The organism is Pseudomonas sp. O39 (assembly GCF_045447295.1).
Classification (GTDB): domain Bacteria; phylum Pseudomonadota; class Gammaproteobacteria; order Pseudomonadales; family Pseudomonadaceae; genus Aquipseudomonas; species Aquipseudomonas antarctica_A.
Window position 1 is genome coordinate 39,194 of the sequence record NZ_JBJGXV010000011.1, and the last position, 23,902, is coordinate 63,095.

General features: G+C 60.4%; 21 protein-coding genes and 1 pseudogene. 17 read left to right on the plus strand and 5 right to left on the minus strand.

Translation table 11 applies throughout. The features are described 5' to 3' along the window. Genes rfbD through ACI77D_RS16050 form a run of 3 tightly spaced genes read right to left on the minus strand, consistent with a single transcriptional unit; the run spans nt 1 to nt 2,943 of the window. Nucleotides 1-897 (minus strand): dTDP-4-dehydrorhamnose reductase, encoded by an 897-nt coding sequence (gene rfbD, locus ACI77D_RS16040; RefSeq protein WP_407017021.1) that lies wholly within the window; start codon nt 895-897, stop codon nt 1-3. Beyond that, entirely contained in the window at nt 894-1,964 is a 1,071-nt protein-coding gene (rfbB, locus tag ACI77D_RS16045; protein ID WP_064453568.1) for a dTDP-glucose 4,6-dehydratase, read from the minus strand. The genes rfbD and rfbB overlap by 4 nt, the downstream gene beginning before the upstream one ends. A gap of 4 nt (nt 1,965-1,968) precedes the next feature. Then, nucleotides 1,969-2,943 (minus strand): glycosyltransferase family 2 protein, encoded by a 975-nt coding sequence (locus ACI77D_RS16050; RefSeq protein ID WP_407017022.1) that lies wholly within the window; start codon nt 2,941-2,943, stop codon nt 1,969-1,971. Nucleotides 2,944-3,534: 591 nt separating this feature from the next. Between ACI77D_RS16050 and ACI77D_RS16055 the strand changes: the two are divergent. Next, nucleotides 3,535-4,939, plus strand: a pseudogene (locus ACI77D_RS16055) (FAD/NAD(P)-binding protein). A gap of 69 nt (nt 4,940-5,008) precedes the next feature. Here the strand turns inward: ACI77D_RS16055 and ACI77D_RS16060 are convergent. After that, nucleotides 5,009-5,869 (minus strand): DMT family transporter, encoded by an 861-nt coding sequence (locus ACI77D_RS16060; RefSeq protein WP_407017023.1) that lies wholly within the window; start codon nt 5,867-5,869, stop codon nt 5,009-5,011. A 420-nt stretch (nt 5,870-6,289) separates the two neighbouring features. Here ACI77D_RS16060 and ACI77D_RS16065 point away from each other — a divergent pair, with 420 nt between their 5' ends. Together ACI77D_RS16065 and ACI77D_RS16070 are read left to right on the plus strand one after the other, a co-directional pair. After that, the gene (locus ACI77D_RS16065) at nt 6,290-7,081 is read left to right on the plus strand and encodes a lysostaphin resistance A-like protein (protein ID WP_407017024.1); all 792 of its coding nucleotides are present in this window, start codon (nt 6,290-6,292) and stop codon (nt 7,079-7,081) included. 73 nt (nt 7,082-7,154) lie between these two features. Beyond that, on the plus strand, nt 7,155-8,720 hold the full coding sequence (locus ACI77D_RS16070) for a PAS domain-containing methyl-accepting chemotaxis protein (protein WP_221295383.1): 1,566 nt from the start codon (nt 7,155-7,157) through the stop codon (nt 8,718-8,720). A 95-nt stretch (nt 8,721-8,815) separates the two neighbouring features. Here the strand turns inward: ACI77D_RS16070 and ACI77D_RS16075 are convergent, their stop codons facing one another. Further along, nucleotides 8,816-9,508, minus strand: coding sequence for an alpha/beta family hydrolase (locus ACI77D_RS16075; RefSeq protein WP_407017025.1), 693 nt, complete (start codon nt 9,506-9,508; stop codon nt 8,816-8,818). Between the two features lie 79 nt (nt 9,509-9,587). Here ACI77D_RS16075 and ccoN (ACI77D_RS16080) point away from each other — a divergent pair, with 79 nt between their 5' ends. The 14 genes from ccoN (ACI77D_RS16080) (at nt 9,588) to hemN (ending at nt 23,899) form a co-directional block, all read left to right on the plus strand. Then, nucleotides 9,588-11,021 (plus strand): cytochrome-c oxidase, cbb3-type subunit I, encoded by a 1,434-nt coding sequence (gene ccoN / locus ACI77D_RS16080; RefSeq protein ID WP_064453575.1) that lies wholly within the window; start codon nt 9,588-9,590, stop codon nt 11,019-11,021. A gap of 10 nt (nt 11,022-11,031) precedes the next feature. Then, nucleotides 11,032-11,640: a cytochrome-c oxidase, cbb3-type subunit II gene (ccoO, locus tag ACI77D_RS16085; RefSeq protein ID WP_053257421.1), complete on the plus strand. Its 609-nt coding sequence runs from the start codon at nt 11,032-11,034 to the stop codon at nt 11,638-11,640. A 3-nt stretch (nt 11,641-11,643) separates the two neighbouring features. Further along, a complete protein-coding gene (locus tag ACI77D_RS16090; RefSeq protein ID WP_064453576.1) occupies nt 11,644-11,844 on the plus strand; it encodes a cbb3-type cytochrome c oxidase subunit 3 in 201 nt (66 codons plus the stop codon). After that, nucleotides 11,841-12,755, plus strand: a complete 915-nt coding sequence (gene ccoP, locus ACI77D_RS16095) for a cytochrome-c oxidase, cbb3-type subunit III (protein ID WP_221295385.1) — start codon at nt 11,841-11,843, stop codon at nt 12,753-12,755. The genes ACI77D_RS16090 and ccoP (ACI77D_RS16095) overlap by 4 nt, the downstream gene beginning before the upstream one ends. Before the next feature lie 541 nt (nt 12,756-13,296). After that, nucleotides 13,297-14,739, plus strand: coding sequence for a cytochrome-c oxidase, cbb3-type subunit I (gene ccoN / locus ACI77D_RS16100; protein ID WP_064453578.1), 1,443 nt, complete (start codon nt 13,297-13,299; stop codon nt 14,737-14,739). Continuing rightward, nucleotides 14,739-15,347, plus strand: a complete 609-nt coding sequence (gene ccoO, locus ACI77D_RS16105; protein WP_407017026.1) for a cytochrome-c oxidase, cbb3-type subunit II — start codon at nt 14,739-14,741, stop codon at nt 15,345-15,347. The genes ccoN (ACI77D_RS16100) and ccoO (ACI77D_RS16105) overlap by 1 nt, the downstream gene beginning before the upstream one ends. A gap of 5 nt (nt 15,348-15,352) precedes the next feature. Beyond that, a complete protein-coding gene (locus tag ACI77D_RS16110; protein ID WP_003193169.1) occupies nt 15,353-15,538 on the plus strand; it encodes a CcoQ/FixQ family Cbb3-type cytochrome c oxidase assembly chaperone in 186 nt (61 codons plus the stop codon). After that, nucleotides 15,535-16,512 carry a cytochrome-c oxidase, cbb3-type subunit III gene (ccoP, locus tag ACI77D_RS16115; protein ID WP_064453579.1) on the plus strand — a complete coding sequence of 326 codons (978 nt, stop codon included), beginning with the start codon at nt 15,535-15,537 and terminating at the stop codon, nt 16,510-16,512. The genes ACI77D_RS16110 and ccoP (ACI77D_RS16115) overlap by 4 nt, the downstream gene beginning before the upstream one ends. Before the next feature lie 431 nt (nt 16,513-16,943). Next, nucleotides 16,944-18,359 (plus strand): cytochrome c oxidase accessory protein CcoG, encoded by a 1,416-nt coding sequence (gene ccoG, locus ACI77D_RS16120; RefSeq protein ID WP_407017027.1) that lies wholly within the window; start codon nt 16,944-16,946, stop codon nt 18,357-18,359. Nucleotides 18,360-18,390: 31 nt separating this feature from the next. Further along, complete coding sequence (locus ACI77D_RS16125) at nt 18,391-18,930, plus strand: FixH family protein (RefSeq protein ID WP_262665895.1); 540 nt, start codon at nt 18,391-18,393, stop codon at nt 18,928-18,930. A gap of 115 nt (nt 18,931-19,045) precedes the next feature. Further along, the gene (locus ACI77D_RS16130) at nt 19,046-21,496 is read left to right on the plus strand and encodes a heavy metal translocating P-type ATPase (protein WP_407017028.1); all 2,451 of its coding nucleotides are present in this window, start codon (nt 19,046-19,048) and stop codon (nt 21,494-21,496) included. Between the two features lie 22 nt (nt 21,497-21,518). Next, entirely contained in the window at nt 21,519-21,737 is a 219-nt protein-coding gene (gene ccoS / locus ACI77D_RS16135; RefSeq protein WP_064453583.1) for a cbb3-type cytochrome oxidase assembly protein CcoS, read from the plus strand. Further along, nucleotides 21,730-22,413, plus strand: coding sequence for a sulfite exporter TauE/SafE family protein (locus ACI77D_RS16140; RefSeq protein ID WP_064453584.1), 684 nt, complete (start codon nt 21,730-21,732; stop codon nt 22,411-22,413). The genes ccoS and ACI77D_RS16140 overlap by 8 nt, the downstream gene beginning before the upstream one ends. Before the next feature lie 103 nt (nt 22,414-22,516). Further along, on the plus strand, nt 22,517-23,899 hold the full coding sequence (gene hemN, locus ACI77D_RS16145; protein WP_221295389.1) for an oxygen-independent coproporphyrinogen III oxidase: 1,383 nt from the start codon (nt 22,517-22,519) through the stop codon (nt 23,897-23,899). Nucleotides 23,900-23,902: the final 3 nt, after the last annotated feature.

A 23,902-nucleotide genomic window follows, 5' to 3' on the forward strand; every position in this document is an offset into this window, starting at 1 on the left:
TCATTTCTCTAGAATTTCTTTAAGCATCCGTGCCACGCCGTCCTGCCATTCAGGCAGGCGCAGTGAGAAGGCATTCTGCAGTTTTTGAGTGTTGAGTCGGGAGTTGCCAGGGCGCTTGGCCGGCGTCGGGTAGGCCGCGGTGGTGATCGCGCCCACGTTGGCCGGTTCGACCTTGAGCTGCACACCCGCCGCTTGCGCCTGTTCGAGCACAAAGCGGGCATAGCGGTGCCAGGTGGTCTCGCCCGCAGCCGCGAGGTGATACACCCCGCTCAACTGCGGGTTTGAGCCCAGGATGCGGATCGCGTGAGCGGTGACGTCGGCCAGCAGGTCCGCCCCGGTGGGCGTGCCGAACTGGTCGTCAATCACGTTCAGGCTGTCACGCTCGATGGCCAGGCGCAGCATGGTCTTGGCGAAGTTGTTACCGCGTGCTGCGTAAACCCAGCTGGTACGCAAGATCAGGTGCGCACAGCCACTGGCCTGAATGGCCTGCTCGCCCTGCAGCTTGGTCGTGCCGTAGACGCTCAGCGGGCCGACAGGGTCGCTTTCCAGCCAAGGTGTGTCGCCGGTGCCGGCGAACACGTAGTCGGTGGAATAGTGCACCAGCAAGGCATTCAGCTTCAGCGCTTCGGCCGCCAGTACCGCCGGGGCTTCTGCGTTGACACGCAGGGCCTGGGCGGGCTCGCTTTCGGCTTTGTCGACGGCGGTGTAAGCGGCGGCGTTGACGATGACGTCAGGCGCAAACCGCTGCACAGTCGCGGCCAAGCCCTGCAGATCGTTCAGGTCGCCGCAGTAGTCCTGGCTTTTCGAGTCGAGCGCAAGCACTTGGCCCAAAGGGGCCAAGCTGCGTTGAAGCTCCCATCCCACTTGGCCATTTTTGCCAAGTAGAAGGATCCTCATGCCGAACGCTCGGCGTAGTTCTTTTCTACCCACTCGCGGTACGAACCCGATTGGATATTGCTCACCCAATCCTGATTGTCCAGGTACCACTCCACGGTCTTGCGAATACCAGTCTCGAATGTCTCGGCCGGTTTCCAACCCAACTCACGCTCCAGTTTGCGTGCGTCGATGGCATAACGGCGGTCATGGCCAGGGCGATCCGTCACGTAAGCGATCTGGTCGCTGTAAGGCTTGCCATCCGCTTGAGGGCGCAGTTCATCGAGCAAGGCGCAAACGGTGTGGACGATGTCCAGGTTTGGCTTTTCGTTCCAGCCGCCCACGTTATAGACCTCACCCACAGTGCCAGCTTCCAGTACACGACGGATAGCGCTGCAGTGGTCTTTTACGTACAACCAGTCACGAATTTGCTGACCGTCGCCGTACACCGGCAGTGCTTTGCCTGCCAGTGCGTTGACGATCATCAACGGAATCAATTTTTCCGGGAAATGGTACGGGCCGTAGTTGTTCGAGCAATTGGTCGTCAGTACCGGCAAGCCATAGGTATGGTGGTAGGCACGTACCAGGTGGTCGCTCGCAGCCTTGCTCGCCGAGTAAGGGCTGTTAGGCTCGTACTGATGAGTTTCGGTGAACGCAGGATCGTCCTTGGCCAGGGAGCCATAGACTTCGTCAGTCGACACATGCAGGAAACGGAAAGACTGCTGTGCATCAGCGTCCAAACCTTTCCAGTAGGCGCGCACCGCCTCCAGCAGACGGAAGGTACCGACGACGTTAGTCTCGATAAAGTCTTCCGGGCCATGGATAGAGCGGTCAACGTGCGACTCGGCGGCGAAGTTCAGGATAGCGCGCGGCTGGTGTTCAGCGAGCAAGCGCTGGACCAGTTGGGTATCGGCGATATCGCCCTGTACGAACACGTGGCGCTTGTCACCCTCGAGCGAGCTGAGGTTCTCCAGGTTGCCGGCATACGTCAGCTTATCCAGATTAATGACCGGCTCATCCGCCTGGGCTACCCAGTCCAATACAAAGTTTGCACCGATAAAGCCAGCACCGCCGGTTACTAAGATAGTCATTGAGTCAGATCTTTTTCAGTAGTGTTGCAAGAATTAGCCCGAGGTTACCCATGAACGTCTGCCGATATAAACCGGCCGACCGGAACCCCAGCACTCGTCTAAATAACGTTTGACTCCGCGCACCTTTAAAGCGCGCAAGGGTCGTTCGATGCTCTTCGCAAAGACGATGCTGCATGGCTTCGAGTGCACGAATGTTCTGTTCGTTCCACTCGTAAAAACGTCCTTGAAAGATCATCCGTAGCCGAACCAGGCGAGCTGCCCAGCTGGAATTGCTGCCAATCAGATTTTCATCATGCTGGCGGTACTGCATTCTAGGCTCGGGATCGTAGTGAACGACGCCTCCCGCACCCGTGACGAGCTGATACGCCCACCAATCATGAGAAGGGACTACGACATCCAGCCCCGCTTCCATGATCAACTCGCGAGCCGCCTGGTTGAACACCATCGTATTGCCGCCCGCAATGCTCTGAACGAGCGCGTTCGAGAAGTGAGGAGGCAACGTGAATAGCGGCGAATAACCAAGCGTGACACCCGAGTCACTGACCAGTTGAGTGCGGCCACAGTAAAGGGCCGGAACATCTGAGGGCTGGGCCTGCAACCACTCAATGGCCACCTGCAGCTTCTCGTCATTCCAGATATCGTCCTGATCGCACCATGCAAAATAATCTGCCTGGATATCGGCGCGACACGTGAGCGACAGAAAATTGGCGACAAAGCCTTTTTGAGGACCCGCCACGACGCGCAAGCGGTCGCTGCCCCAACGATTGCAGTACTTCTGGAAGATCTGCGAAGTACCATCTTTGGAACCGTCATCAGAAATGACTAATGTCCAGCCGCTATGGCTCTGCCGTTCAATGGAGTCGAGCTGTTCAGCAAGGAACGCTTCACCATTGTACGAGCACATCAATACCGCGACGTTTGCCAGGCAAACATCGTTCGGCAGAGCATTGGAAAGGCTACGCGATGCTAAAATAGACACAATATCCCTTTGCGAGCGTACTACATATCCTGTAGGGAGGTAGGATATAGGCCACAATAAGGTCGGAATTATTACAGCATTACATGGTAAGAGCAATCTTACTGGTGACCAACGGTCGACGGCCTCGCCTCCCTCAAATGCTCTAGTATGAGGTGTTGCGCCTCCAGACCGGGGGTTAGTAACGTTACGCTGCCTAAATAGCTGGATGGCATCAATCCCACACCCGTCCGACATGACGAGCTAATGTGAGTGCGCCATCGACTCATCAGCCCAACAGCAGCGACTTGCCCCACACGCAGCGACCGGAAAAACCTATTCATCCGAGGCGCCCGGGCTGCAAACGCCGAGGAAGGTATAGTTCATATTCAGCTATGATGCGTCGACAACGCCTATCGGGAGTGCGACTGATCTATATCAACGAACGCTGAATGGCCGCAGTTGCGCACTGGATGACGAACCCGATCCACTTCATTATCACGCTCATACAATCCATCGGTCGACTCTACACATCACTTATCGGCTCTTATTCAAAAAGAGCAATAGAACAACTTTGTCAAATGAAAAATGAGCAGCGTTGAAACTGGAGCTGGAATGAATACCAAGACCCTCGCGATTATCGGCGCAGGCTTCTGCGGCTCGACGCTGGCCGTACATTTATTGCGCCACCCGCCGGTCACCCCTTTGAAAATTCTGTTGATCAGCCGGCCTGGCACTATGGCCCGGGGTGTCGCCTACAGCACCCGTGCCCGCGCGCACGTACTCAACGTGCCCGCAGGCAGAATGAACGCCCTCGCCGGCGAAGACGACAGCTTTTATGACTACGTCAAACGCAGCACCCCCAACGGCTACACCCGGCTCCTTTGTAGAGCGGCGCGTGTATGGCGATTACCTGGAAGCGCTGCTTAACGATGCAACCTGCCGCGCACCGCTGGGCTGCGAGCTGCAAGAAGTTATTGGGGAAGTGGTGAAAATAGTTCCCCAGCCCAATGCACAGGGTGCACTGCTCTTGATGGATAACGGAGAGCATTATCGGGCCGACACCATCGTTTTGAGCATTGGTAGTTGTGCACGCCAAGCACCTTCTATTGCCCCCCAATATCGACAGTTCTACGAAAGCCCACGCTACGTGCATGACCCATGGCAACCCGGCGCACTCGATGGCATCAGTGCAAATGACCCTGTCTTCCTGATCGGTAGCGGGTTGACGATGCTGGATGTCGTGCTCGACTTACGTGATCGGGGCCACAAAGGCACTATTCAGGCCGTCTCACGCCGTGGCCTTCTGCCACAGCCCCACCGTGAGTTGAATGCACATCCTGCTTACGACGAAGGGCTGTCACAGCACATGTTGACCGATTGCAGGGTGCGTCATTACGTGCGCGCAGTCCGTGATGCGGTCAGGCTGCACGCCCAAACCGGAGGAGACTGGCGCGACATCATCGGTGGGTTGAGGTCTGCCACCCTGCAGTTGTGGCATGCATTGCCGCTCGATGAACGCCGGCGATTCTTGCGGCATATACGCCCCTACTGGGATGCCCATCGGCATCGTTGCGCGCCCCAACCGGGAGCCCGCCTGCACGAAGAACTTGCCAGCGGACAGCTCAAGCTGCTGGCCGGGCGCATCGTCGGCTACGCGTCCAATCCTCAGAGCGTAAGCGTGTCGGTACGTCGTCGTGGCGCAAGCACCGAGGAACATCTGGAGGTCAAAGCGGTGATCAATTGCACGACGCCGGCACTGGACCTTCGCCAATTGGACGACCCCCTGCTCAAATCCCTGCGTGCAGATGGGCTGTTAGTGCCTGACGCACTCGGAACGGGTATGGCTATCGCACCGTCAGGCGCACTGCTCGATTGCAATGCAGTGCCGTCAGACTGGCTGTATTACGTCGGCCCCTTCCTCCAGGCGCGTGACTGGGAAGCCACCGCAGTGCCTGAATTGCGCGAGTATGTGAAAAGCATGGCGCAGACGCTGACGACTGCACTCACTCGACAATAGATCGCAGGCCTGACGGGCGCCCGTTTTGGCGGGCTCCCGTCAGGGTTGATTCAGCGCTCAGCGCCACACTCAACGTCTACGAAACACAAACCCCAACCCTATGATGATCAACCCCATCCCCAGCAGGCTCAACAGCGCGAGCCGATTGCCAAAGATCAGGTAATCCATCACCGCCGTCACCGCCGGCACCAGATAGAACAAACTGGTGACATTCACCAGATTGCCGCGCGCGATCAGACGGTACAGCAGCAGCGTCGCCAATAACGACACCACCAGCCCCATCCACAGCACCGGCAGGTAAAAGCTGGCGCTTTGCTCAAAGTGGAAAGGCTGGAACGGCACAAACACGGCACACAGCAGCAGCCCCGCCAGGTACTGCACGGGCAACGTCCCGAGAGGGTTGTCGGTGATACGCTTTTGCATGATCGAGCCGAACGTCATGCTCGCCAGCGCCAGCAAGCCGAACACCATCCCGGCCAGGGACATGCCCGACACTCCAATGCCCTGATAGACCACCATGATCAATCCCGCCAGCCCCAGCCCAAGACCGAACATCCGGCTTAACGAACGCTGACGCTCTACCAGTACCACCGTGAGTATCGGCTGCACGCCCATGATGGTGGCCATCACCCCTGGCGTGACTTTGAGATCCAGCGCCAGCAGATAGAAAATCTGATACGCCCCTAGCAACACCAGCCCCGTCGCCGCCGCATACAGCAGGGGCTTGCCGGGACGTGGCAGTTTCAACCTGAGGATCGGCACCAGAACCACCAACCCCGCCAGGGCGATGGCAAAACGAATCAGCAGAAAGGCAAAGGGCGAAGCATGGGCCAGACCCCACTTGGAGAAAATCGCCCCGCTGCTCCACAACAGGACAAACAGGCTCGTCGAGGCCGCCGCGGCCACGGATTGTTTCGAAAGAACAGACATGGTTACCACCTGTCATCAGGCAAAAAAGCCAATTCAGCCAAGGCTGAAACTCAGTAGGTTTTTTTCAGGCGGGCACAGGGCACAGCGATTCGCTGATCAGCCCGTAATGCCAACACCCGGCGGTGATACGACTGCGTACACCGGCGTGCGACTGACAGGTGGGGGGTAGTGACTGATCTGCGCAGGCTGCTTATTCCCGCACGGCACGACCACAGCGTTGACCGCTGAATCGACTACCGCTATGCGCAGGGAAGCTGGCATGTGCTGATCTTTTTTGAAGGGATAAGGACGCGACGACTATAACCAGCCGCCTTGCAGTTATGCAATCACTTCCACCAGGCGCTGTGCGTGGAAGAGTTTTCATGCCTGCGAACAAGCTCGGTCGCTATAATGCCGGCCAGTTTTTTTGAAGGATTTCACATGATCGCTTTGCCCTGGCTGTACCTGGTGCTTCTTTCCATTGGCTATGTTCTGGCCTTGACCTACGGGCAATTGGGCATCCTGGCGGTGGTCTCCGTTGCGATGCTGCTGATCGCCGGGTACGCCGTACGCCAGCAACGCAGCCCTTGGGCGCGCTACCTCGGGCATGGATTGTTCGTGGTGCTGGCATTGGGCCTGGCGATGCACTGGCTGCCGGGCTTCTACAACGGCCGTGGCATCGCGCCCGAGCGCCTTACACCGGACTCGGTGCCGTTCTCGATGTACCTGAACCAGGACAAACCGCTGATTGGCTTCTGGCTCCTACTCGCTTGCCCATGGATTGTGGCGCGGCGTTCGTTGCGCCTGTCGATTTATGTCGCCACCCTGGCGGTGACCCTGACGGCGGTCGCGGCCTTGGGTGGCGCCGCATTGCTGGGGATGATCAGCTGGGCACCCAAATGGCCGGAACAGGCGTGGCTGTGGGTGCTGAATAACCTGCTGCTGGTGACCCTGGTCGAAGAGGCGCTGTTTCGTGGCTATATCCAGGGCGGCCTGAGCCAACGCTTCAAACACCTGCCCTACGGCGAGAACTTGGCACTGCTATTGGCCGCGCTGTTATTCGGCCTGGTGCACCTGGGCGCAGGCTGGCATTGGGTGCTGCTGGCGAGCATCGCAGGCGTCGGTTATGGGCTGGCCTATCGCTTTGGCGGCTTGGGTGCAGCAATCGCCACGCATTTTGGCTTGAATCTGCTTCACTTCGGGTTGTTTACCTACCCGATGCTGGCGGGCTGATTGTTGCAAAAATAAGTTAAATAAATGCCCGCAATGGCCGACAACCCATGAAAGCCTTGCGGATTGAACAATCATGCGTAATAACCAACCCGTTACCCAGCGCGAACGTACCTTCCCCGCTCAGCAACGGTTGATCTCCACCACAGACGCCAAAGGCGTGATTACCTACTGCAACGACGCCTTCGTCGAAATCAGTGGGTTCACTCGCGACGAGCTTATCCGTGCCCCGCACAACCTGGTCCGTCACCCGGATGTGCCACCGGCCGTGTTCGCGCACATGTGGTCCACGCTCAAACAAGGCTTGCCATGGATGGGCATCGTTAAGAACCGCTGCAAGACGGGCGATCACTACTGGGTTAACGCCTACGTGACGCCGGTCTTCGATGGCAACCAGGTGATCGGCTACGAATCGGTGCGCATCAAGCCCACCGCCGAGCAGATCCGACGGGCCGAAGCGCTCTATCAACGCATCAACCAGGGCAAGTCGGCCGTGCCTCAGCGGGACAAATGGCTGCCGGTGCTGCAAGACTGGCTGCCGTTTATTCTGGTCAGCCAGTTGAGCTTCATGATCGGTGCTTCGCTCAACTCCCACTGGGGCTTTGCCCTTGCGGCGGGTTTGTCGGTGCCGCTGGGCCTGCTGGGCCTGAGCTGGCAGCAGCGCGGCCTCAAGCGCTTGTTGCGCCTGGCTGAGCAGACCACTTCCGACCCGTTGATCGCGCAGATGTACACCGACAGCCGTGGCGCACAAGCGCGGCTGGAGATGTCGATCCTCAGCCAGGAGGCGCGTTTGAAGACGTGCCTTACACGTTTGCAGGACACTGCCGAGCACCTTAACGACCAGGCGGCGCAGTCCAACACCCTGGCGCACAACAGCTCCAGCGGCCTGGAACGTCAGCGTGTAGAAACCGAACAGGTGGCCACCGCAGTCAACCAGATGGCGGCGACCACCCAGGAAGTCGCCAGCCATGTGCAGCGCACCGCCGACGCCACTCAGGAAGCCAATCGCCTGACCGGTCGCGGCCGCGACATCGCCGGGGAAACCCGCGAGGCGATTCAGCGTCTGTCGGTCGCCGTGGGCGAAACCGGTGTGACCGTTACGCAATTGGCCAAGGACAGCGATGAAATCGGCGGCGTAGTCGATGTGATCAAAGGCATCGCCGACCAAACCAACCTGCTGGCGCTGAACGCCGCCATCGAAGCGGCGCGGGCCGGTGAGATGGGCCGCGGTTTTGCGGTGGTGGCCGACGAAGTCCGTCAACTGGCACAGCGCACCGCTGAGTCCACCGGGCAGATCCATGCCCTGATCGCCAAGCTGCAGCAGACCGCCGCCGCTGCGGTGCAAACCATGGACGCCGGGCATCGCCAGGCCGAAGAAGGTGTGGCGCGGGTGATGGAGGCGGATCAGGCGTTGGTGGGCATCAGTGAGGCCGTGGCCAATATCACCGACATGACCACCCAGATCGCCGCTGCCACCGAGGAACAAAGCGCGGTGGCCGAAGAGATCAGCCGCAACATCAGCACGATTGCGCTGTTGGCGGATCAGACCTCGGAACAGGCGATGAACTCGGCTCAGTTGAGTGAAGAGTTGACGCATACCGCCAATACCCAGTATTCGCTGGTAGAGCGTTTCAACCGGTAGACCGCTATCGCAGGCAAGCCAGCTCCCACATTTGACCGCGTTGTTCTGAATGAACATGGTCAAAATGTGGGAGCGGGCTTGCTCGCGAAGGGGCCCTAACAGGCACCCAGAAACTCAGCGACTTTCACCGCCGCAGCCTCCACATGCTGCTCATGACTAAACCCCGACGCCTTCAACGGCTTCAAGTCATGATCGCCCGCCACCAGCCACATCACCTCGATGCTCGGCGACAGCTCATACCCCTCCACCGCCGCTCGATTGCCCAAGGCATCGCGCTCACCCTGCACAATCAACGTCGGCGTCTTCAGCCCGGCCAGATGCGCAACCCGGGGCTTTTCCGGCTTGCCCACCGCGTAGAACGGATAGCCCAGGCACACCAACCCATCGGCGCCCAAATCATCGGCCAAAATACTGGCCATGCGCCCGCCCATGGACTTGCCGCCAACCGCCAATTTCCCAGCGACATGACGTCGCACCTCGGCATACACCTGATGCCAGGCTTCCAGCAGTTTCGGCGCCGGGTTCGGCGGACGTTTGCCGCCGTCCAACCGGCGCTGAGCCATGTACGGGAACTCGAAGCGCAACACGTTCACGCCGTGCCCGGCAAGGCGTGCAGCCATGTCGCTCATGAAGGATGAGTCCATCGGCGCACCCGCGCCATGAGCCAGGATCAGCGTCACCGGCGCACGCGCGATAGACCCGGTCGCGGCATCCCACAACCAGCCATGCTCCCGCACACACTGCGCCCATTGATCCCCGTCAATACTGGCCTTGTGCTCTTTGCCCATGCTTGCCTCGCTTTTTAGTCTGCCTATAACTCCAGCCCAAGTGCCGCATTTGCTTGGGTTGAACCGTGGATGGGGAACCATGAACACTACTTTAAGTACCGCCTATAACTACAAGGTGGTCCGCCAATTCGCCATTATGACGGTGGTGTGGGGCATCGTCGGCATGGGGCTCGGGGTTTTTCTCGCCGCCCAATTGGTTTGGCCTGCACTCAACTTCGACTTGCCCTGGACCAGCTTCGGCCGCTTGCGCCCGCTGCACACCAACGCGGTGATCTTCGCCTTCGGCGGCTGCGCACTGTTCGCCAGCTCCTTCTACTCGGTGCAACGCACCTGCCAGACACAGCTGTTCGCACCGAAAATTGCCGCGTTCTGCTTCTGGGGTTGGCAATTGGTGATTGTGCTGGCGGCCATCAGCTTGCCGCTGGGCTACACCACTTCCAAGGAATACGCCGAGCTGGAATGGCCGATCGCTATTCTTATCGCCATTGTCTGGGTCGCCTACGGCATCGTGTTTTTCGGCACGGTGATGAAGCGCAAGACCAAGCACATCTATGTCGGTAACTGGTTCTTCGGCGCGTTTATCATCACCGTGGCCATCCTGCATATCGTCAACCACGCCTCCCTGCCGGTGAGTTGGACCAAGTCCTACTCGGCCTATGGCGGCGCGACAGATGCCATGGTGCAGTGGTGGTATGGGCATAACGCGGTAGGCTTTTTCCTCACCGCCGGCTTCCTCGGGATGATGTACTACTTCGTACCGAAACAGGCCGAGCGGCCGGTGTACTCCTATCGCCTGTCCATCGTGCACTTCTGGGCCCTGATCACCCTGTACATCTGGGCCGGCCCGCACCACCTGCACTACACCGCACTGCCGGACTGGGCACAGTCGCTGGGCATGGTGATGTCGCTGGTACTGCTGGCACCGAGCTGGGGCGGCATGATCAACGGCATGATGACCCTGTCGGGCGCCTGGCATAAGTTGCGCAGCGACCCGATCCTGCGCTTCCTGGTCGTCTCCCTGGCCTTCTACGGCATGTCGACGTTCGAAGGGCCGATGATGGCCATCAAGACCGTCAACGCCCTCTCCCACTACACCGACTGGACCATCGGCCACGTGCACGCCGGCGCCCTCGGTTGGGTGGCGATGATCTCCATCGGCGCGCTCTACCACATGATCCCGAAAGTCTTCGGCCGCGAGCAGATGTACAGCCTCGGCCTGATCAACGCGCACTTCTGGCTGGCCACTATCGGCACCGTGCTCTACATCGCCTCGATGTGGGTCAACGGCATCGCCCAGGGCCTGATGTGGCGTGCGATTAACGAAGACGGCACGTTGACCTACTCCTTCGTCGAAACCCTGGTGGCCAGCCACCCTGGCTTCATCGTGCGACTGGTGGGCGGGGCGATCTTCCTCAGCGGCATGTTGCTGATGGCTTACAACACATGGCGCACCGTGCGTTCGGCGTCATCCCTCCAAACCGCCGAACACGCCACCGCTGCGCAGATGGCCTGAGGAGTCAGTGATGAAACACGAAACGATTGAAAAGAACGTCGGCCTGCTGATGCTGCTGATGGTGCTCGCCGTGAGCATCGGCGGCCTGACCCAGATCGTCCCGCTGTTCTTCCAGGACGTCACCAACAAACCGGTGGAAGGCATGAAGCCCTACACCGCGCTGCAACTGGAAGGCCGCGACATTTACATCCGAGAAGGCTGTGTGCAGTGCCACTCGCAGATGATCCGCCCGTTCCGCGCCGAGACCGAACGCTACGGCCACTACTCGGTCGCCGGCGAAAGCGTATGGGACCACCCGTTCCTGTGGGGCTCCAAGCGCACCGGGCCGGACCTGGCGCGCGTCGGCACGCGCTACTCGGATGACTGGCACCGCGCGCACTTGTACAACCCGCGCAACGTCGTGCCGGAATCGAAAATGCCGGCCTATCCATGGCTGGTCACCGCCCCCGTCGACAGCAGCCACACCGAGACCAAGTTGCACGTGATGCGCACGCTCGGCGTGCCGTACACCGACGAAGACATCAGCGGTGCGGTAGCAAGCCTCAAGGGCAAGACCGAGATGGACGCGCTGGTTTCTTACCTGCAAGTGCTCGGCACTGCCATCAAGAGCAAGAGGTGAGCCATGGGATTTGAATTCGATGCGGGCACCATCCGCGGCCTGGGCACGCTGGTGGTCGCCATCGCCTTTATCGGCCTGTCGCTGTGGGTGTTCAACAACCGGCGCAATGAAGAGTTCGAGCAGGCACGCCTGCTGCCTTTCGCCGATGAACCTTCCCCATCCGACGCTCAAGAAGAGCCTGCAACAAGGAGCACTCGCCCATGACTACCTTCTGGAGTACATGGATCTGCGTACTGACCCTCGGCAGCCTGATCGGCCTGACCTGGCTGTTGATCGGCACCCGCAAGGGCGAGACCAAGGGCAGCGTCGACCAGACCATGGGCCACGCCTTCGACGGCATTGAGGAATACGACAACCCGCTGCCCCAGTGGTGGTTCATGCTGTTCGCCGGCACTTTGGTGTTTGCCGTCGGCTACCTGATCCTCTACCCGGGCCTGGGCAACTGGAAAGGCGTGTTGCCGGGCTATGAAGACGGATGGACCTCGGCCAAGGAATGGGACAAGGAAATGGCCAAGGCCGATACCAAGTTCGGGCCGATCTTCGCCAAGTTCGCCGCCATGCCGGTAGAAGAAGTCGCCAAGGACCCGCAAGCGCTGAAGATGGGCGGTCGCCTGTTCGCCTCCAACTGCGCGGTGTGCCACGGCTCGGATGCCAAGGGCGCGTATGGCTTTCCGAACCTGGCGGACAACCTATGGCGCTGGGGCGGCTCGGCCGACGCGATCAAGACGACCATCCTCAATGGTCGCCACGCGGCGATGCCGGCCTGGGGCGAGATATTAGGCGAGGACGGTGTGAAAAACGTCGCCGCCTTTGTGCGCCACGACCTGGCCAAGCTGCCATTACCCGCTGACAGCACCGCGGATCTGGCGGCCGGTCAAGCCGCCTTCAACACCACCTGCGTGGCGTGCCACGGGCCACAAGGCCACGGCACGGAAGCCATGGGCGCGCCGAACCTGACCGAGCCTGCCGGCTTTATCTACGGCACCAGCCTGGCGCAATTGCAGCAGACCATCCGCCATGGCCGCCAAGGCCAGATGCCGGCGCAGGACGCGCTGCAAGGTAATGACAAGGTGCACCTGCTCGCGGCCTATGTTTACAGCCTGTCCCATCAATAGCAGCAGGTGAGCTGCAAGTTTTAAGCTTCAAGCTGCAAGTGAAGAGCTCCCAACTTTGATCTTGCAGCCGTTTTTTCTTGGGGCTTGCAACTTGCCGCTTGACGCTGCCGCCCCGCGGCTCTTTGTCACACCCTTCCCCACCCCAACTTTCCCCTCCTGCCATTCGGGTCTACGCTTGTTCCCACAGTGGATCGGTATTGACCGGTCGACGGCCGATTTGCACTCGATGGGTTGAACATTTTTGCAGGGTGACAGGCGCAAAGGCTGGCAGTGACCGGCTATCGTGCCACTGACCACTCGTCACCTCGAGAGCGTGTTTACACACACCAAGTTACAAGTCCCCGCCAGCAATAAAATTTCCTGTCCACTCGATCAGCTTTCTATTTCCGATTTTGTCCTTACGTAAAACATGGAAAGGGCGCAGAATCTGGCGTGGAACGCATTGATACAGGTCAGCCATTGCGTTGCAATGGCCCCTCGCTTTCTACATACTTGCGGCCGATTTATACCTATAAAAAAACCTAAACCGTGGAACCTTAGAATGAGCACAGCAATCAGTCCGACTGCTTATAACTATAAGGTAGTCCGCCAGTTCGCCATCATGACGGTGGTCTGGGGGATCCTTGGCATGGGGCTCGGGGTGTTTATCGCCTCGCAACTGGTTTGGCCGGAATTGAATTTCGGTTTGCCATGGACGACCTTCGGCCGCCTGCGCCCGCTGCACACCAACCTGGTGATTTTTGCCTTCGGTGGCTGTGCGTTATTTGCCACTTCCTACTATGTCGTGCAGCGAACCTGCCAGACGCGACTGATCTCCGACGGCCTCGCGGCCTTCACCTTCTGGGGTTGGCAAGCCGTCATCGTCGGTGCGGTCGTGACCCTGCCGCTGGGCTACACCACCACCAAGGAATACGCCGAGCTGGAATGGCCGATCGCCATTTTGCTGGCCATCGTCTGGGTGACCTACGCCGTGGTGTTCTTCGGCACCATCGTCAAGCGCAAGACCAAGCACATCTATGTCGGTAACTGGTTCTACGGTGCCTTCATCCTCGTGACGGCGATGCTGCACATCGTCAACCACGCGTCCCTGCCGGTCAGCCTGTTCAAGTCCTACTCGGCGTATGCCGGTGCGACGGACGCGATGATCCAGTGGTGGTATGGCCACAACGCCGTAGGCTTCTTCCTCACCACCGGTTTCCTGGGGATGATGTACTACTTCGTGCCGAAACAGGCCGAGCGCCCCATTTACTCGTATCGCCTCTCTATCGTGCACTTCTGGGCGCTGATCACCCTGTACATCTGGGCCGGTCCTCACCACCTGCACTACACCGCGCTGCCGGACTGGGCGCAATCGCTGGGCATGGCGATGTCGATCATCCTGCTGGCCCCGAGCTGGGGCGGCATGATCAACGGCATGATGACCCTGTCGGGCGCCTGGCATAAGCTGCGCACCGACCCGATCCTGCGCTTTCTGGTGGTGTCACTGGCGTTCTACGGCATGTCGACCTTCGAAGGGCCGATGATGGCGATCAAGACCGTCAACTCCCTGTCCCACTACACCGACTGGACCATCGGCCACGTACACGCCGGCGCCCTCGGTTGGGTGGCGATGATCTCCATCGGCGCGCTGTATCACATGATCCCCAAACTGTTCGGCCGTGCGCAGATGCACAGCGTCGGGCTGATCAACACCCACTTCTGGCTGGCCACCATCGGCACCGTGCTCTACATCGCCTCGATGTGGGTCAACGGCATCACCCAGGGCCTGATGTGGCGTGCGATCAACGATGACGGCACCCTCACTTACTCCTTCGTCGAAGCGCTGCAAGCCAGCCACCCGGGCTACATCGTCCGCGCCATCGGTGGTGCGTTCTTTGCCAGCGGCATGCTGTTCATGGCCTACAACGTCTGGCGCACCGTGCGTGCTTCCGACCCGGTAGAAGCCGAAGCCGCCACCAAGATCGCCGTTGTGGGAGCTCACTGATGAAGCATGAAGTAGTCGAGAAGAACATCGGCCTGCTGGCCTTCTTCATGGTCATCGCCGTGAGCATCGGCGGCCTGACCCAGATCGTTCCGCTGTTTTTCCAGGACGTGACCAACAAACCCGTAGAAGGCATGAAGCCGCGCCCCGCGCTTGAAGTTGAAGGCCGTGACGTGTTCATCGCCAACGGCTGTGTGGGTTGCCATTCGCAAATGATCCGTCCGTTCCGCGCCGAAACCGAACGCTACGGCCACTACTCGGTTGCCGGTGAAAGCGTCTGGGACCACCCGTTCCTGTGGGGTTCCAAACGTACCGGCCCGGACCTGGCCCGCGTCGGCGGTCGTTACTCCGATGACTGGCAGCGTGCGCACTTGTACAACCCGCGCAACGTGGTGCCTGAGTCGAAAATGCCAGCGTATCCGTTCCTCGTGGAAAACAAGCTCGACGGCAAGGACACCGCGAAGAAACTCGAAGTCCTGCGCACCTTGGGCGTGCCCTACACCGATGAAGACGTCGCCGGTGCAGCCGCCGCCGTGAAGGGCAAGACCGAAATGGACGCACTGGTGGCCTACCTGCAAGGCCTTGGCACCATCATCAAAAGCAAACGGTGATCTTCATGGATATCGGGATGATTCGAGGCCTGGGCACCGTTGTCGTGATGGTGGCCTTTATCGGCCTGGCGTTGTGGGTGTTCAGCCCACGGCGCAAGTCGGAGTTTGACGACGCGACCATGCTGCCCTTTGCAGATGATCCCGAAGCCATCAAGCACGTCGAGCAAGCGTCTAGGAGTAACAAAGAATGACTACGTTCTGGAGTCTGTACGTCACAGTCCTCAGTCTGGGTACCATTTTCGCCCTGACCTGGTTGCTGCTGTCGACCCGCAGGGGGCAGCGCGCCGAGCAAACAGACGAGACAGTCGGCCACTCGTTCGACGGCATCGAGGAGTATGACAACCCGTTGCCGAAATGGTGGTTCATGCTGTTCGTCGGCACCATCATCTTTGCCCTTGGCTACCTGGCGCTGTACCCCGGCCTGGGTAACTGGAAGGGCTTGCTGCCGGGCTACAACTACCTCGACAACGACAAGCAAACCCCATTCGCCAATGGCCAGACCGGCTGGACCGGCGTGCACGAATGGGAAAAGGAAATGGCCAAGTCGGACGCCAAGTTCGGGCCGATCTTCGCCAAGTTCGCCTCAATGCCGATCGAAGACGTCGCCAAAGACCCGCAAGCCTTGAAGATGGGTGGCCGCCTGTTCGCCTCCAACTGCTCGGTATGCCACGGTTCCGACGCCAAGGGTGCCTACGGTTTCCCTAACCTGACCGACGCCGACTGGCGCTGGGGTGGTGAGCCCGCCACCATCAAGGAAACCATCATGAAAGGCCGCCATGCAGTGATGCCGGCCTGGGCCGAAGTCATCGGCGAGCAAGGCGTGGCCGATGTGGCAGGCTTTGTGGTGACCAACCTCGACGGCCGCAAACTGCCCGAAGGCGCCAAGGCCGACGTCGCCAACGGCGCGAAACTCTTCGCCGCCAACTGCGTGGCCTGCCACGGCCCTGCCGGCAAAGGCACCCCAGCCATGGGCGCGCCGGACCTGACCCACCCGGGTGCATTCATCTACGGTTCGAGCTTTGCGCAACTGCAGCAGACCATCCGTTATGGCCGCCAGGGCCAGATGCCTGCGCAGGAACTGTTGCAAGGCAATGACAAGGTGCACTTGCTGGCAGCGTATGTTTACAGCCTGTCCCATGGCGATAAGCAGGCTGAAGCGCAGTAAGGCAGACGCCAATAGAAGGAGGCTCTGTCAGCCGTCGCTGACAGGGCCTTTTTTCTGCACACACTACAGATCCAGTGTGGGAGCGGGCGTGCTTGCGAATGCAGTGTGTCAGTAATGAATAAGGTGACTGACACCGCGAATTCGCGAGCAAACCCGCTCCCACATTCGAACTGTTTGTTGTTAGACCTCGGTCTCTTGGGTGGAGGGCTTTAAGACTCGCACGACCACCACAACCGCCAAAACCGTCCATACTTGCCAAGTCAATTGATCCAGATCACGTACACCATCAATTGATTTCCCCCAACGCGACCAAAGGTCGCACCCTTTGAGCAGGACCGGAGGCGTATCATTACGCCACTGCAAGACCCTATTTTTGACCCCGGTTGGCACGTACTGGCCGAGGCAAATCTCCACCGCCGTGGGATGCAATGATGAGCAACCAGATACCGGTAAACGACGTTACCCCGCCTGCCAAAAACGCCAGCAACACGGTCGACCTCTATGCGTCGCGAGAGAAAATCTACACCCGCGCTTTCACCGGCCTGTTCCGCAATTTGCGCATGCTCGGTGGTGCCGGTTTGTTCCTGCTCTACTTCGGTACCGTGTGGCTGAATTGGGGTGGCCACCAGGCCGTTTGGTGGAACCTGCCGGAGCGTAAATTCTTCATTTTTGGCGCGACCTTCTGGCCCCAGGATTTCATCCTGCTCTCGGGCATTCTTATCGTTGCCGCCTTTGGCCTGTTCTTTATCACCGTGTATGCCGGACGCATCTGGTGTGGGTATACCTGCCCGCAAAGCGTGTGGACGTGGATCTTCATGTGGTGCGAAAAGGTCACCGAAGGCGACCGTAACCAGCGTATCAAACTGGATAAAGCGCCGATGGGCGCCAACAAAATCCTGCGCAAATTCAGCAAGCACACGCTGTGGCTGTTGATCGGTTTTGTCACCGGCATGACCTTCGTCGGCTACTTCTCGCCGATCCGCGAACTGGTGTTTGATTTCTTCACCGGCCAGGCCGATGGCTGGTCGTATTTCTGGGTCGGTTTCTTTACCCTTGCCACCTATGGCAATGCCGGTTGGCTGCGCGAACAGGTGTGCATCTACATGTGCCCGTACGCGCGGTTCCAGAGTGTGATGTTCGATAAAGACACCCTGATCGTGTCCTACGACCCGCGCCGTGGCGAAGAGCGTGGCCCACGCAAGAAAGGCATCGACTACAAGGCCGAGGGCCTGGGGGATTGCATCGATTGCACCATGTGCGTGCAGGTGTGCCCCACCGGTATCGACATCCGCGACGGCCTGCAAATCGAGTGCATCGGCTGCGCCGCGTGTATCGACGCTTGCGACAACATCATGGACAAGATGGACTACCCGCGCGGCCTGATCAGCTACACCACCGAGCACAACCTGTCCGGGCAGAAAACCCATAAGTTGCGCCCCCGCCTGATTGGGTATGCCCTGGTGTTGCTGGCAATGATCAGCCTGTTGGCCGGCGCATTTTTCATGCGCTCGCTGGTGGGATTCGACGTCAGCAAGGACCGCGTGCTGTACCGGGAAAACGCTGAAGGGCGCATCGAAAACGTCTACAGCCTGAAAATCATGAACAAGGACCAGCGCGACCACACCTACGTGCTCGACGCCTCGGGCCTGCCGGACCTCAAACTGCAAGGCCGACGCGAAATCAAGGTCGCCGCCGGAGAAATTTTCAGCATGCCGGTGGAGCTGTCCAGCGCGCCGGAGCAACTGCCGTCGAGTACCAACGAGGTGAAATTCATCCTCAAGGATGCCGATGACGACAGCGTCCACATTGAAGCCAAGAGCCGATTCATCGGCCCACAAGTCCGTTAAACATAAAGTTCGCTAACTAGAGAGCACAACAATGCCCGTAGCTACTGCCGCAAGCCCTTGGTACAAGCACCTCTGGCCCTGGATCATCATTGGAATCCTGACCTGCTCGGTGACCTTGACCTTGTCCATGGTGACCATTGCGGTGAAAAACCCGGACAACCTGGTTAACGACAACTACTACGAAGCCGGCAAGGGTATCAACCGCTCCCTGGACCGCGAACTGCTGGCCCAGACCCTGCAACTGCGGGCCAACGTGCACCTGGACGAACTGACCGGTGAAGTCGAGTTGCACCTCACCGGCAACAGCAACCCGAATACCCTGGAGCTGAACCTGATTTCCCCGACCCAGCCGGAAAAGGACCGCAAGATCAACCTGGCCCGCAGCGACAGCGAGCCCGGCCGCTACGTCGGCCAGGTTACCGACAAGGTCGAAGGCCGACGCTTCGTGGAACTGCTGGGTGTGGAAGGCGACAAGACCTGGCGCCTGTTTGAAGAAGAACAGGTCAGCCACGATAAGGACTTGCTGCTGGGGGATGAGCCGTTGCAAGGTGCGGAAGACCTGAAAAAGTAAGCAACCTGCGCTTCGCGCATCGCGGGCCAGCCCGCTCCCACAAGGACACCATGATCCAATGTGGGCGCCGGGTTTGCCCGCGATGAGGCCCTCCCAGCCATCAAAGATCCAAATCATGACCAGCCCGATTCCCTGCTACCACTGCGCCCTGCCCGTCCCTCCCGGTAGCCGGTTTACCGCCGTAATCTTCGGCGAACGTCGCGAACTGTGCTGCCCAGGCTGCCAGGCGGTGGCCGAAGCCATTGTGGCCGGTGGCCTGGAAAGCTATTACCAGCACCGCAGTGAAGCCTCGGCCAACCCCGAGACGCTGCCGGTACAACTGGTGGACGAGTTGGCGCTGTACGACCGCGCCGATGTGCAAAAGCCCTTTGTGCGCCACGACGGCGAGCTCGCCGAAACCACCCTGCTGATGGAAGGCATCAGCTGCGCCGCCTGCGGCTGGCTGATCGAGAAACACCTGCGCAGCCTGCCCGCGGTGGCCGAGGCACGGTTGAACCTGTCCAACCATCGCCTGCAGGTGCGCTGGGCCGACGGGCAATTGCCGTTGAGCCAACTGCTCGCTGAGCTGCGCCATATCGGCTATGCCGCCCATCCTTACCAGGCTGATCGCGCTGCCGAGCAACTGGCCGGCGAAAACCGCCTGGCCTTGCGCCAACTGGGCGTGGCGGGGTTGCTGTGGTTCCAGGCGATGATGGCGACCATGGCCACCTGGCCGGAATTCAATATCGACCTGAGCCCGGAGCTGCACGTGATCCTGCGCTGGGTGGCGATGTTTCTTACTACACCCATCGTGTTCTACAGCTGTGCGCCGTTTTTCAAGGGCGCCCTGCGCGACTTGCGCACGCGCCACCTGACCATGGATGTGTCGGTATCCCTGGCGATTGGCGGCGCCTATTTCGCGGGTATCTGGACGGCCATCACCGGCGTTGGCGAGTTGTACTTCGACGCGGTGGGCATGTTCGCGCTGTTCCTGCTGGCCGGCCGCTATCTTGAGCGCCGGGCGCGGGAACGTACGGCCGCCGCGACCGCGCAATTGGTCAACCTGTTACCCGCCTCCTGCCTACGCCTCAACGCTGACGGCCAGAGCGAACGCATCCTGCTCAGTGAACTGGCGTTGGGTGACCGGGTGCTGGTGCATCCCGGCGCTGTACTGCCGGCGGACGGAGTGATTCTTGACGGCCAGTCCAGCATCGATGAATCCCTGCTCACCGGTGAGTACCTGCCACAGCCTCGGCACAGCGGTGATGCAGTCACCGCCGGCACGCTCAACGTCGAAGGCGCACTGACCGTCGAGGTCCGTGCCCTGGGCCATGACACGCGCCTGTCCGCCATCGTGCGCCTGCTGGAGCGCGCCCAGGCCGAGAAACCGCGCCTGGCACAAATCGCTGACCGTGCCGCGCAGTGGTTCCTGTTGTGTTCACTGATTGCCGCCGTATTGATCGGCCTGGTGTGGTGGGAACTGGATGCCTCGCGGGCATTTTGGATCGTGCTGGCGATGCTGGTGGCGACCTGCCCGTGCGCGCTGTCACTGGCCACACCGACCGCCCTCACCGCCGCCACCGGCACTCTGCACAAACTCGGGTTGCTGTTGACCCGTGGCCATGTGCTGGAAGGCTTGAATCAAATCGACACAGTGATTTTCGACAAGACCGGTACGCTGACCGAAGGTCGCTTGGCGTTACTCGCGATCCGCCCCTTGAGCGCACTGAACAGTGATGAATGCCTGAGCCTCGCCGCCGCCCTGGAAAACCGCTCCGAGCACCCGATTGCCCGGGCTTTCGGCCGAGCGCCGCTGGCCGCCGATGAAGTCCTCAGCGCCCCGGGGCTCGGCCTGGAGGGTCGCGTAGGCGAACGCCGGTTGCGCATCGGCCAGCCCGGTTTTGTCTGCGAATTGAGTGGCTGCCCGATTCCCGATTCGCCGGATGAGGCCGGCCAATGGCTGCTGCTGGGCGACCGCACTGGCGCCCTCGCCTGGTTCGTGCTGGACGACCGCCTGCGCAGCGACGCGCCAGCACTGCTGGCCGCGTGCAAGGCGCGGGGCTGGCGTACGCTGCTGTTGTCGGGCGACAGCTCGCCGATGGTTGCCAGTGTCGCGCTGGAGTTGGGCATCGACGAAGCCCATGGCGGCCTGCGTCCCGACGACAAGCTGCAGGTGCTGCAGCAACTGCACAGGGATGGCCGCAAGGTGCTGATGCTCGGCGATGGCGTCAATGATGTGCCCGTGCTCGCCGCCGCCGATATCAGTGTGGCAATGGGCTCGGCCACGGACCTGGCTAAAACCAGCGCCGATGCTGTGCTGCTGTCCAACCGCCTCGACGCGCTGGTGCAGGCGTTTACCCTCGCGCGGCGCACACGCCGGGTAATCATCGAAAACCTGTTGTGGGCCGGGCTGTACAATGGCCTTATGCTGCCGTTTGCCGCCCTCGGCTGGATCACCCCGATCTGGGCGGCGATCGGCATGTCCCTCAGCTCGTTGACCGTGGTGCTCAACGCCTTGCGCCTGACTCGCCTGCCGAGCGCGCAGGCTAAAAGCGCCGCCTTAGTAACCCGCCCGCTGCCGGCTTGAGCCGCACAGGCATGGAGTGCAGATGCCAGCTCTATACGTGATGATTCCGGCGGCGCTGCTGTTAGTAGGCGTAGCCATTTACATCTTCTTCTGGGCGGTGGACAGCGGCCAGTACGACGACCTCGACGGCCCGGCTCACAGCGTGCTGTTCGACGACCAGGACCCGAATCACCTGGCCGCCGTCGACGAAGCCAACGGGCCCGAGCAACCGCCCGCGCCAAAAGAACCACCCCATGCTTGAACTGGCGCCGCTGCTGGTCTCCGCGCTGATCCTCGGACTGCTCGGCGGCGGCCATTGCCTGGGCATGTGCGGCGGGCTGATGGGCGCGTTGACCCTGGCCATTCCAAAAGAGCAACGCAGCCGCCGCTTTCGCCTGCTGCTGGCGTACAACCTCGGCAGAGTGCTCAGCTATGCCACCGCTGGGTTATTGATTGGCCTGGCCGGCTGGGCGGTGGCCAACAGCCCGGCGGCGATGTTCATGCGCGTGCTTGCCGGGTTGCTGCTGATCAGCATGGGGTTATACCTGGCCGGCTGGTGGAGCGGCCTCACCCGTATCGAAAGCCTCGGGCGCGGCCTGTGGCGCTACCTGCAACCCGTCGCCAACCGTTTGCTGCCGGTGTCCAGCCTGCCCCGCGCTTTGCTGCTGGGCGCGCTATGGGGCTGGTTGCCGTGTGGGTTGGTCTACAGCACCCTGCTGTGGGCTGCGAGCCAGGGAAATGCGCTGGACAGTGCATGGCTGATGCTGGCTTTCGGGCTGGGCACCTGGCCGGTGTTGCTCGCCACCGGGCTGGCGGCCGAACGTGTCACGGCGTTGCTGCGCAAACGCAGCGTGCGCGTGGCCGGGGGGTTATTGGTGATTTTCTTCGGTGTCTGGACGCTGCCCGGTCCGCATCAGCACTGGTTGATGGGCCACTAAACGCCCATGTGGCATAGCGCCGCTCCCCGTTGATACAAGTCAACATGCCATTGCGGCCATGCCCCTAGACTCGGTCCACTAGCCTATCCGGGGGACCACCCGCATGCTCGACGCCATTCGTTGGGACACAGATCTGATTCACCGTTACGACTTGGCGGGGCCGCGCTACACGTCCTACCCCACCGCCGTACAATTCGACAGCCAGGTCGGCACCTTCGACCTGCTCCACGCCCTGCGCGACAGCCGTAAGGCCGTGCGCCCGCTGTCGCTGTATGTGCATGTGCCGTTCTGCGCGAACATTTGCTACTACTGCGCCTGTAACAAGGTCATCACCAAGGACCGTGGCCGCGCCCAGGCCTATCTGCAACGACTGGAGCAGGAAATCCAGCTGGTGGCCTGCCACCTCGACCCGAAACAGCCGGTGGAGCAGTTGCACTTTGGCGGTGGCACCCCGACCTTTCTCAGCCACGACGAACTGCGCCAGGTAATGACAAGCCTGCGCCAGCATTTCAATTTGCTCGATGATGACTCCGGCGACTACGGCATCGAAATCGACCCGCGTGAAGCCGACTGGGCGACCATGGGCCTGCTGCGTGAACTGGGCTTCAACCGCGTGAGCATTGGCCTGCAAGACCTCGACCCCGAGGTTCAACGGGCGGTCAACCGCCTGCAAAGTCTGGAAGAAACCCGCGCAGTGATTGATGCGGCGCGCACCCTGCAATTTCGCTCGATCAATGTCGACCTGATCTACGGCCTGCCCAAGCAGTCGCCGTTGAACTTCGCGCGCACCGTCGAAGAAGTCATCAGCCTGCAGCCGGATCGCCTGTCGGTGTTCAACTACGCGCACCTGCCAGAGCGTTTCATGCCTCAGCGGCGGATCAACGCCGACGACCTGCCCTCCCCGGCAGAAAAACTGCTGATGCTGCAAACCACTATCGAGCAGTTGACCCGGGCGGGCTATCGCTACATCGGCATGGACCACTTCGCCCTGCCGGATGACGAACTGGCCGTTGCCCAGGAAGAAGGTAGGCTGCAACGCAATTTCCAGGGCTATACCACCCACGGGCATTGCGACCTGATTGGGTTGGGCGTATCGGCAATCAGCCAGATCGGCGACTTGTACTGCCAGAACAGCAGCGACCTCAACCACTACCAGAACGCGCTGGCCGGCGCGCAGCTGGCGACCAGCCGTGGCCTGGTATGCACCACGGATGATCGATTACGGCGGGAGGTGATTCAGCAGTTGATCTGCAATTTCAGCCTGGGGTTCGAGCGGATCGAACAGGCTTTCAACATCGATTTTCGAGGTTATTTCGACGAGCTATGGCCGCAACTGGAGACGATGGCCGCAGACGGCCTGATTGAACTGGACGCCCGTGGCATTCACGTACTGCCCGCCGGGCGATTGTTGGTGCGCTCGGTGTGCATGGTGTTCGATGCCTACCTGGAGCACCAGAACAGGCAACGATTCTCGCGGGTGATCTGAGCG

Excerpts from the sequence above, each read along its gene's own strand:
- rfbD (WP_407017021.1), bottom strand. The coding sequence starts at position 897 with ATGAGGATCCTTCTACTTGGCAAAAATGGCCAAGTGGGATGGGAGCTT.
- rfbB (WP_064453568.1), bottom strand. The coding sequence starts at position 1,964 with ATGACTATCTTAGTAACCGGCGGTGCTGGCTTTATCGGTGCAAACTTT.
- ACI77D_RS16060 (WP_407017023.1), bottom strand. The coding sequence starts at position 5,869 with ATGTCTGTTCTTTCGAAACAATCCGTGGCCGCGGCGGCCTCGACGAGC.
- ACI77D_RS16065 (WP_407017024.1), top strand. The coding sequence starts at position 6,290 with ATGATCGCTTTGCCCTGGCTGTACCTGGTGCTTCTTTCCATTGGCTAT.
- ACI77D_RS16070 (WP_221295383.1), top strand. The coding sequence starts at position 7,155 with ATGCGTAATAACCAACCCGTTACCCAGCGCGAACGTACCTTCCCCGCT.
- ACI77D_RS16075 (WP_407017025.1), bottom strand. The coding sequence starts at position 9,508 with ATGGGCAAAGAGCACAAGGCCAGTATTGACGGGGATCAATGGGCGCAG.
- ccoN (WP_064453575.1), top strand. The coding sequence starts at position 9,588 with ATGAACACTACTTTAAGTACCGCCTATAACTACAAGGTGGTCCGCCAA.
- ccoO (WP_053257421.1), top strand. The coding sequence starts at position 11,032 with ATGAAACACGAAACGATTGAAAAGAACGTCGGCCTGCTGATGCTGCTG.
- ACI77D_RS16090 (WP_064453576.1), top strand. The coding sequence starts at position 11,644 with ATGGGATTTGAATTCGATGCGGGCACCATCCGCGGCCTGGGCACGCTG.
- ccoP (WP_221295385.1), top strand. The coding sequence starts at position 11,841 with ATGACTACCTTCTGGAGTACATGGATCTGCGTACTGACCCTCGGCAGC.
- ccoN (WP_064453578.1), top strand. The coding sequence starts at position 13,297 with ATGAGCACAGCAATCAGTCCGACTGCTTATAACTATAAGGTAGTCCGC.
- ccoO (WP_407017026.1), top strand. The coding sequence starts at position 14,739 with ATGAAGCATGAAGTAGTCGAGAAGAACATCGGCCTGCTGGCCTTCTTC.
- ACI77D_RS16110 (WP_003193169.1), top strand. The coding sequence starts at position 15,353 with ATGGATATCGGGATGATTCGAGGCCTGGGCACCGTTGTCGTGATGGTG.
- ccoP (WP_064453579.1), top strand. The coding sequence starts at position 15,535 with ATGACTACGTTCTGGAGTCTGTACGTCACAGTCCTCAGTCTGGGTACC.
- ccoG (WP_407017027.1), top strand. The coding sequence starts at position 16,944 with ATGAGCAACCAGATACCGGTAAACGACGTTACCCCGCCTGCCAAAAAC.
- ACI77D_RS16125 (WP_262665895.1), top strand. The coding sequence starts at position 18,391 with ATGCCCGTAGCTACTGCCGCAAGCCCTTGGTACAAGCACCTCTGGCCC.
- ACI77D_RS16130 (WP_407017028.1), top strand. The coding sequence starts at position 19,046 with ATGACCAGCCCGATTCCCTGCTACCACTGCGCCCTGCCCGTCCCTCCC.
- ccoS (WP_064453583.1), top strand. The coding sequence starts at position 21,519 with ATGCCAGCTCTATACGTGATGATTCCGGCGGCGCTGCTGTTAGTAGGC.
- ACI77D_RS16140 (WP_064453584.1), top strand. The coding sequence starts at position 21,730 with ATGCTTGAACTGGCGCCGCTGCTGGTCTCCGCGCTGATCCTCGGACTG.
- hemN (WP_221295389.1), top strand. The coding sequence starts at position 22,517 with ATGCTCGACGCCATTCGTTGGGACACAGATCTGATTCACCGTTACGAC.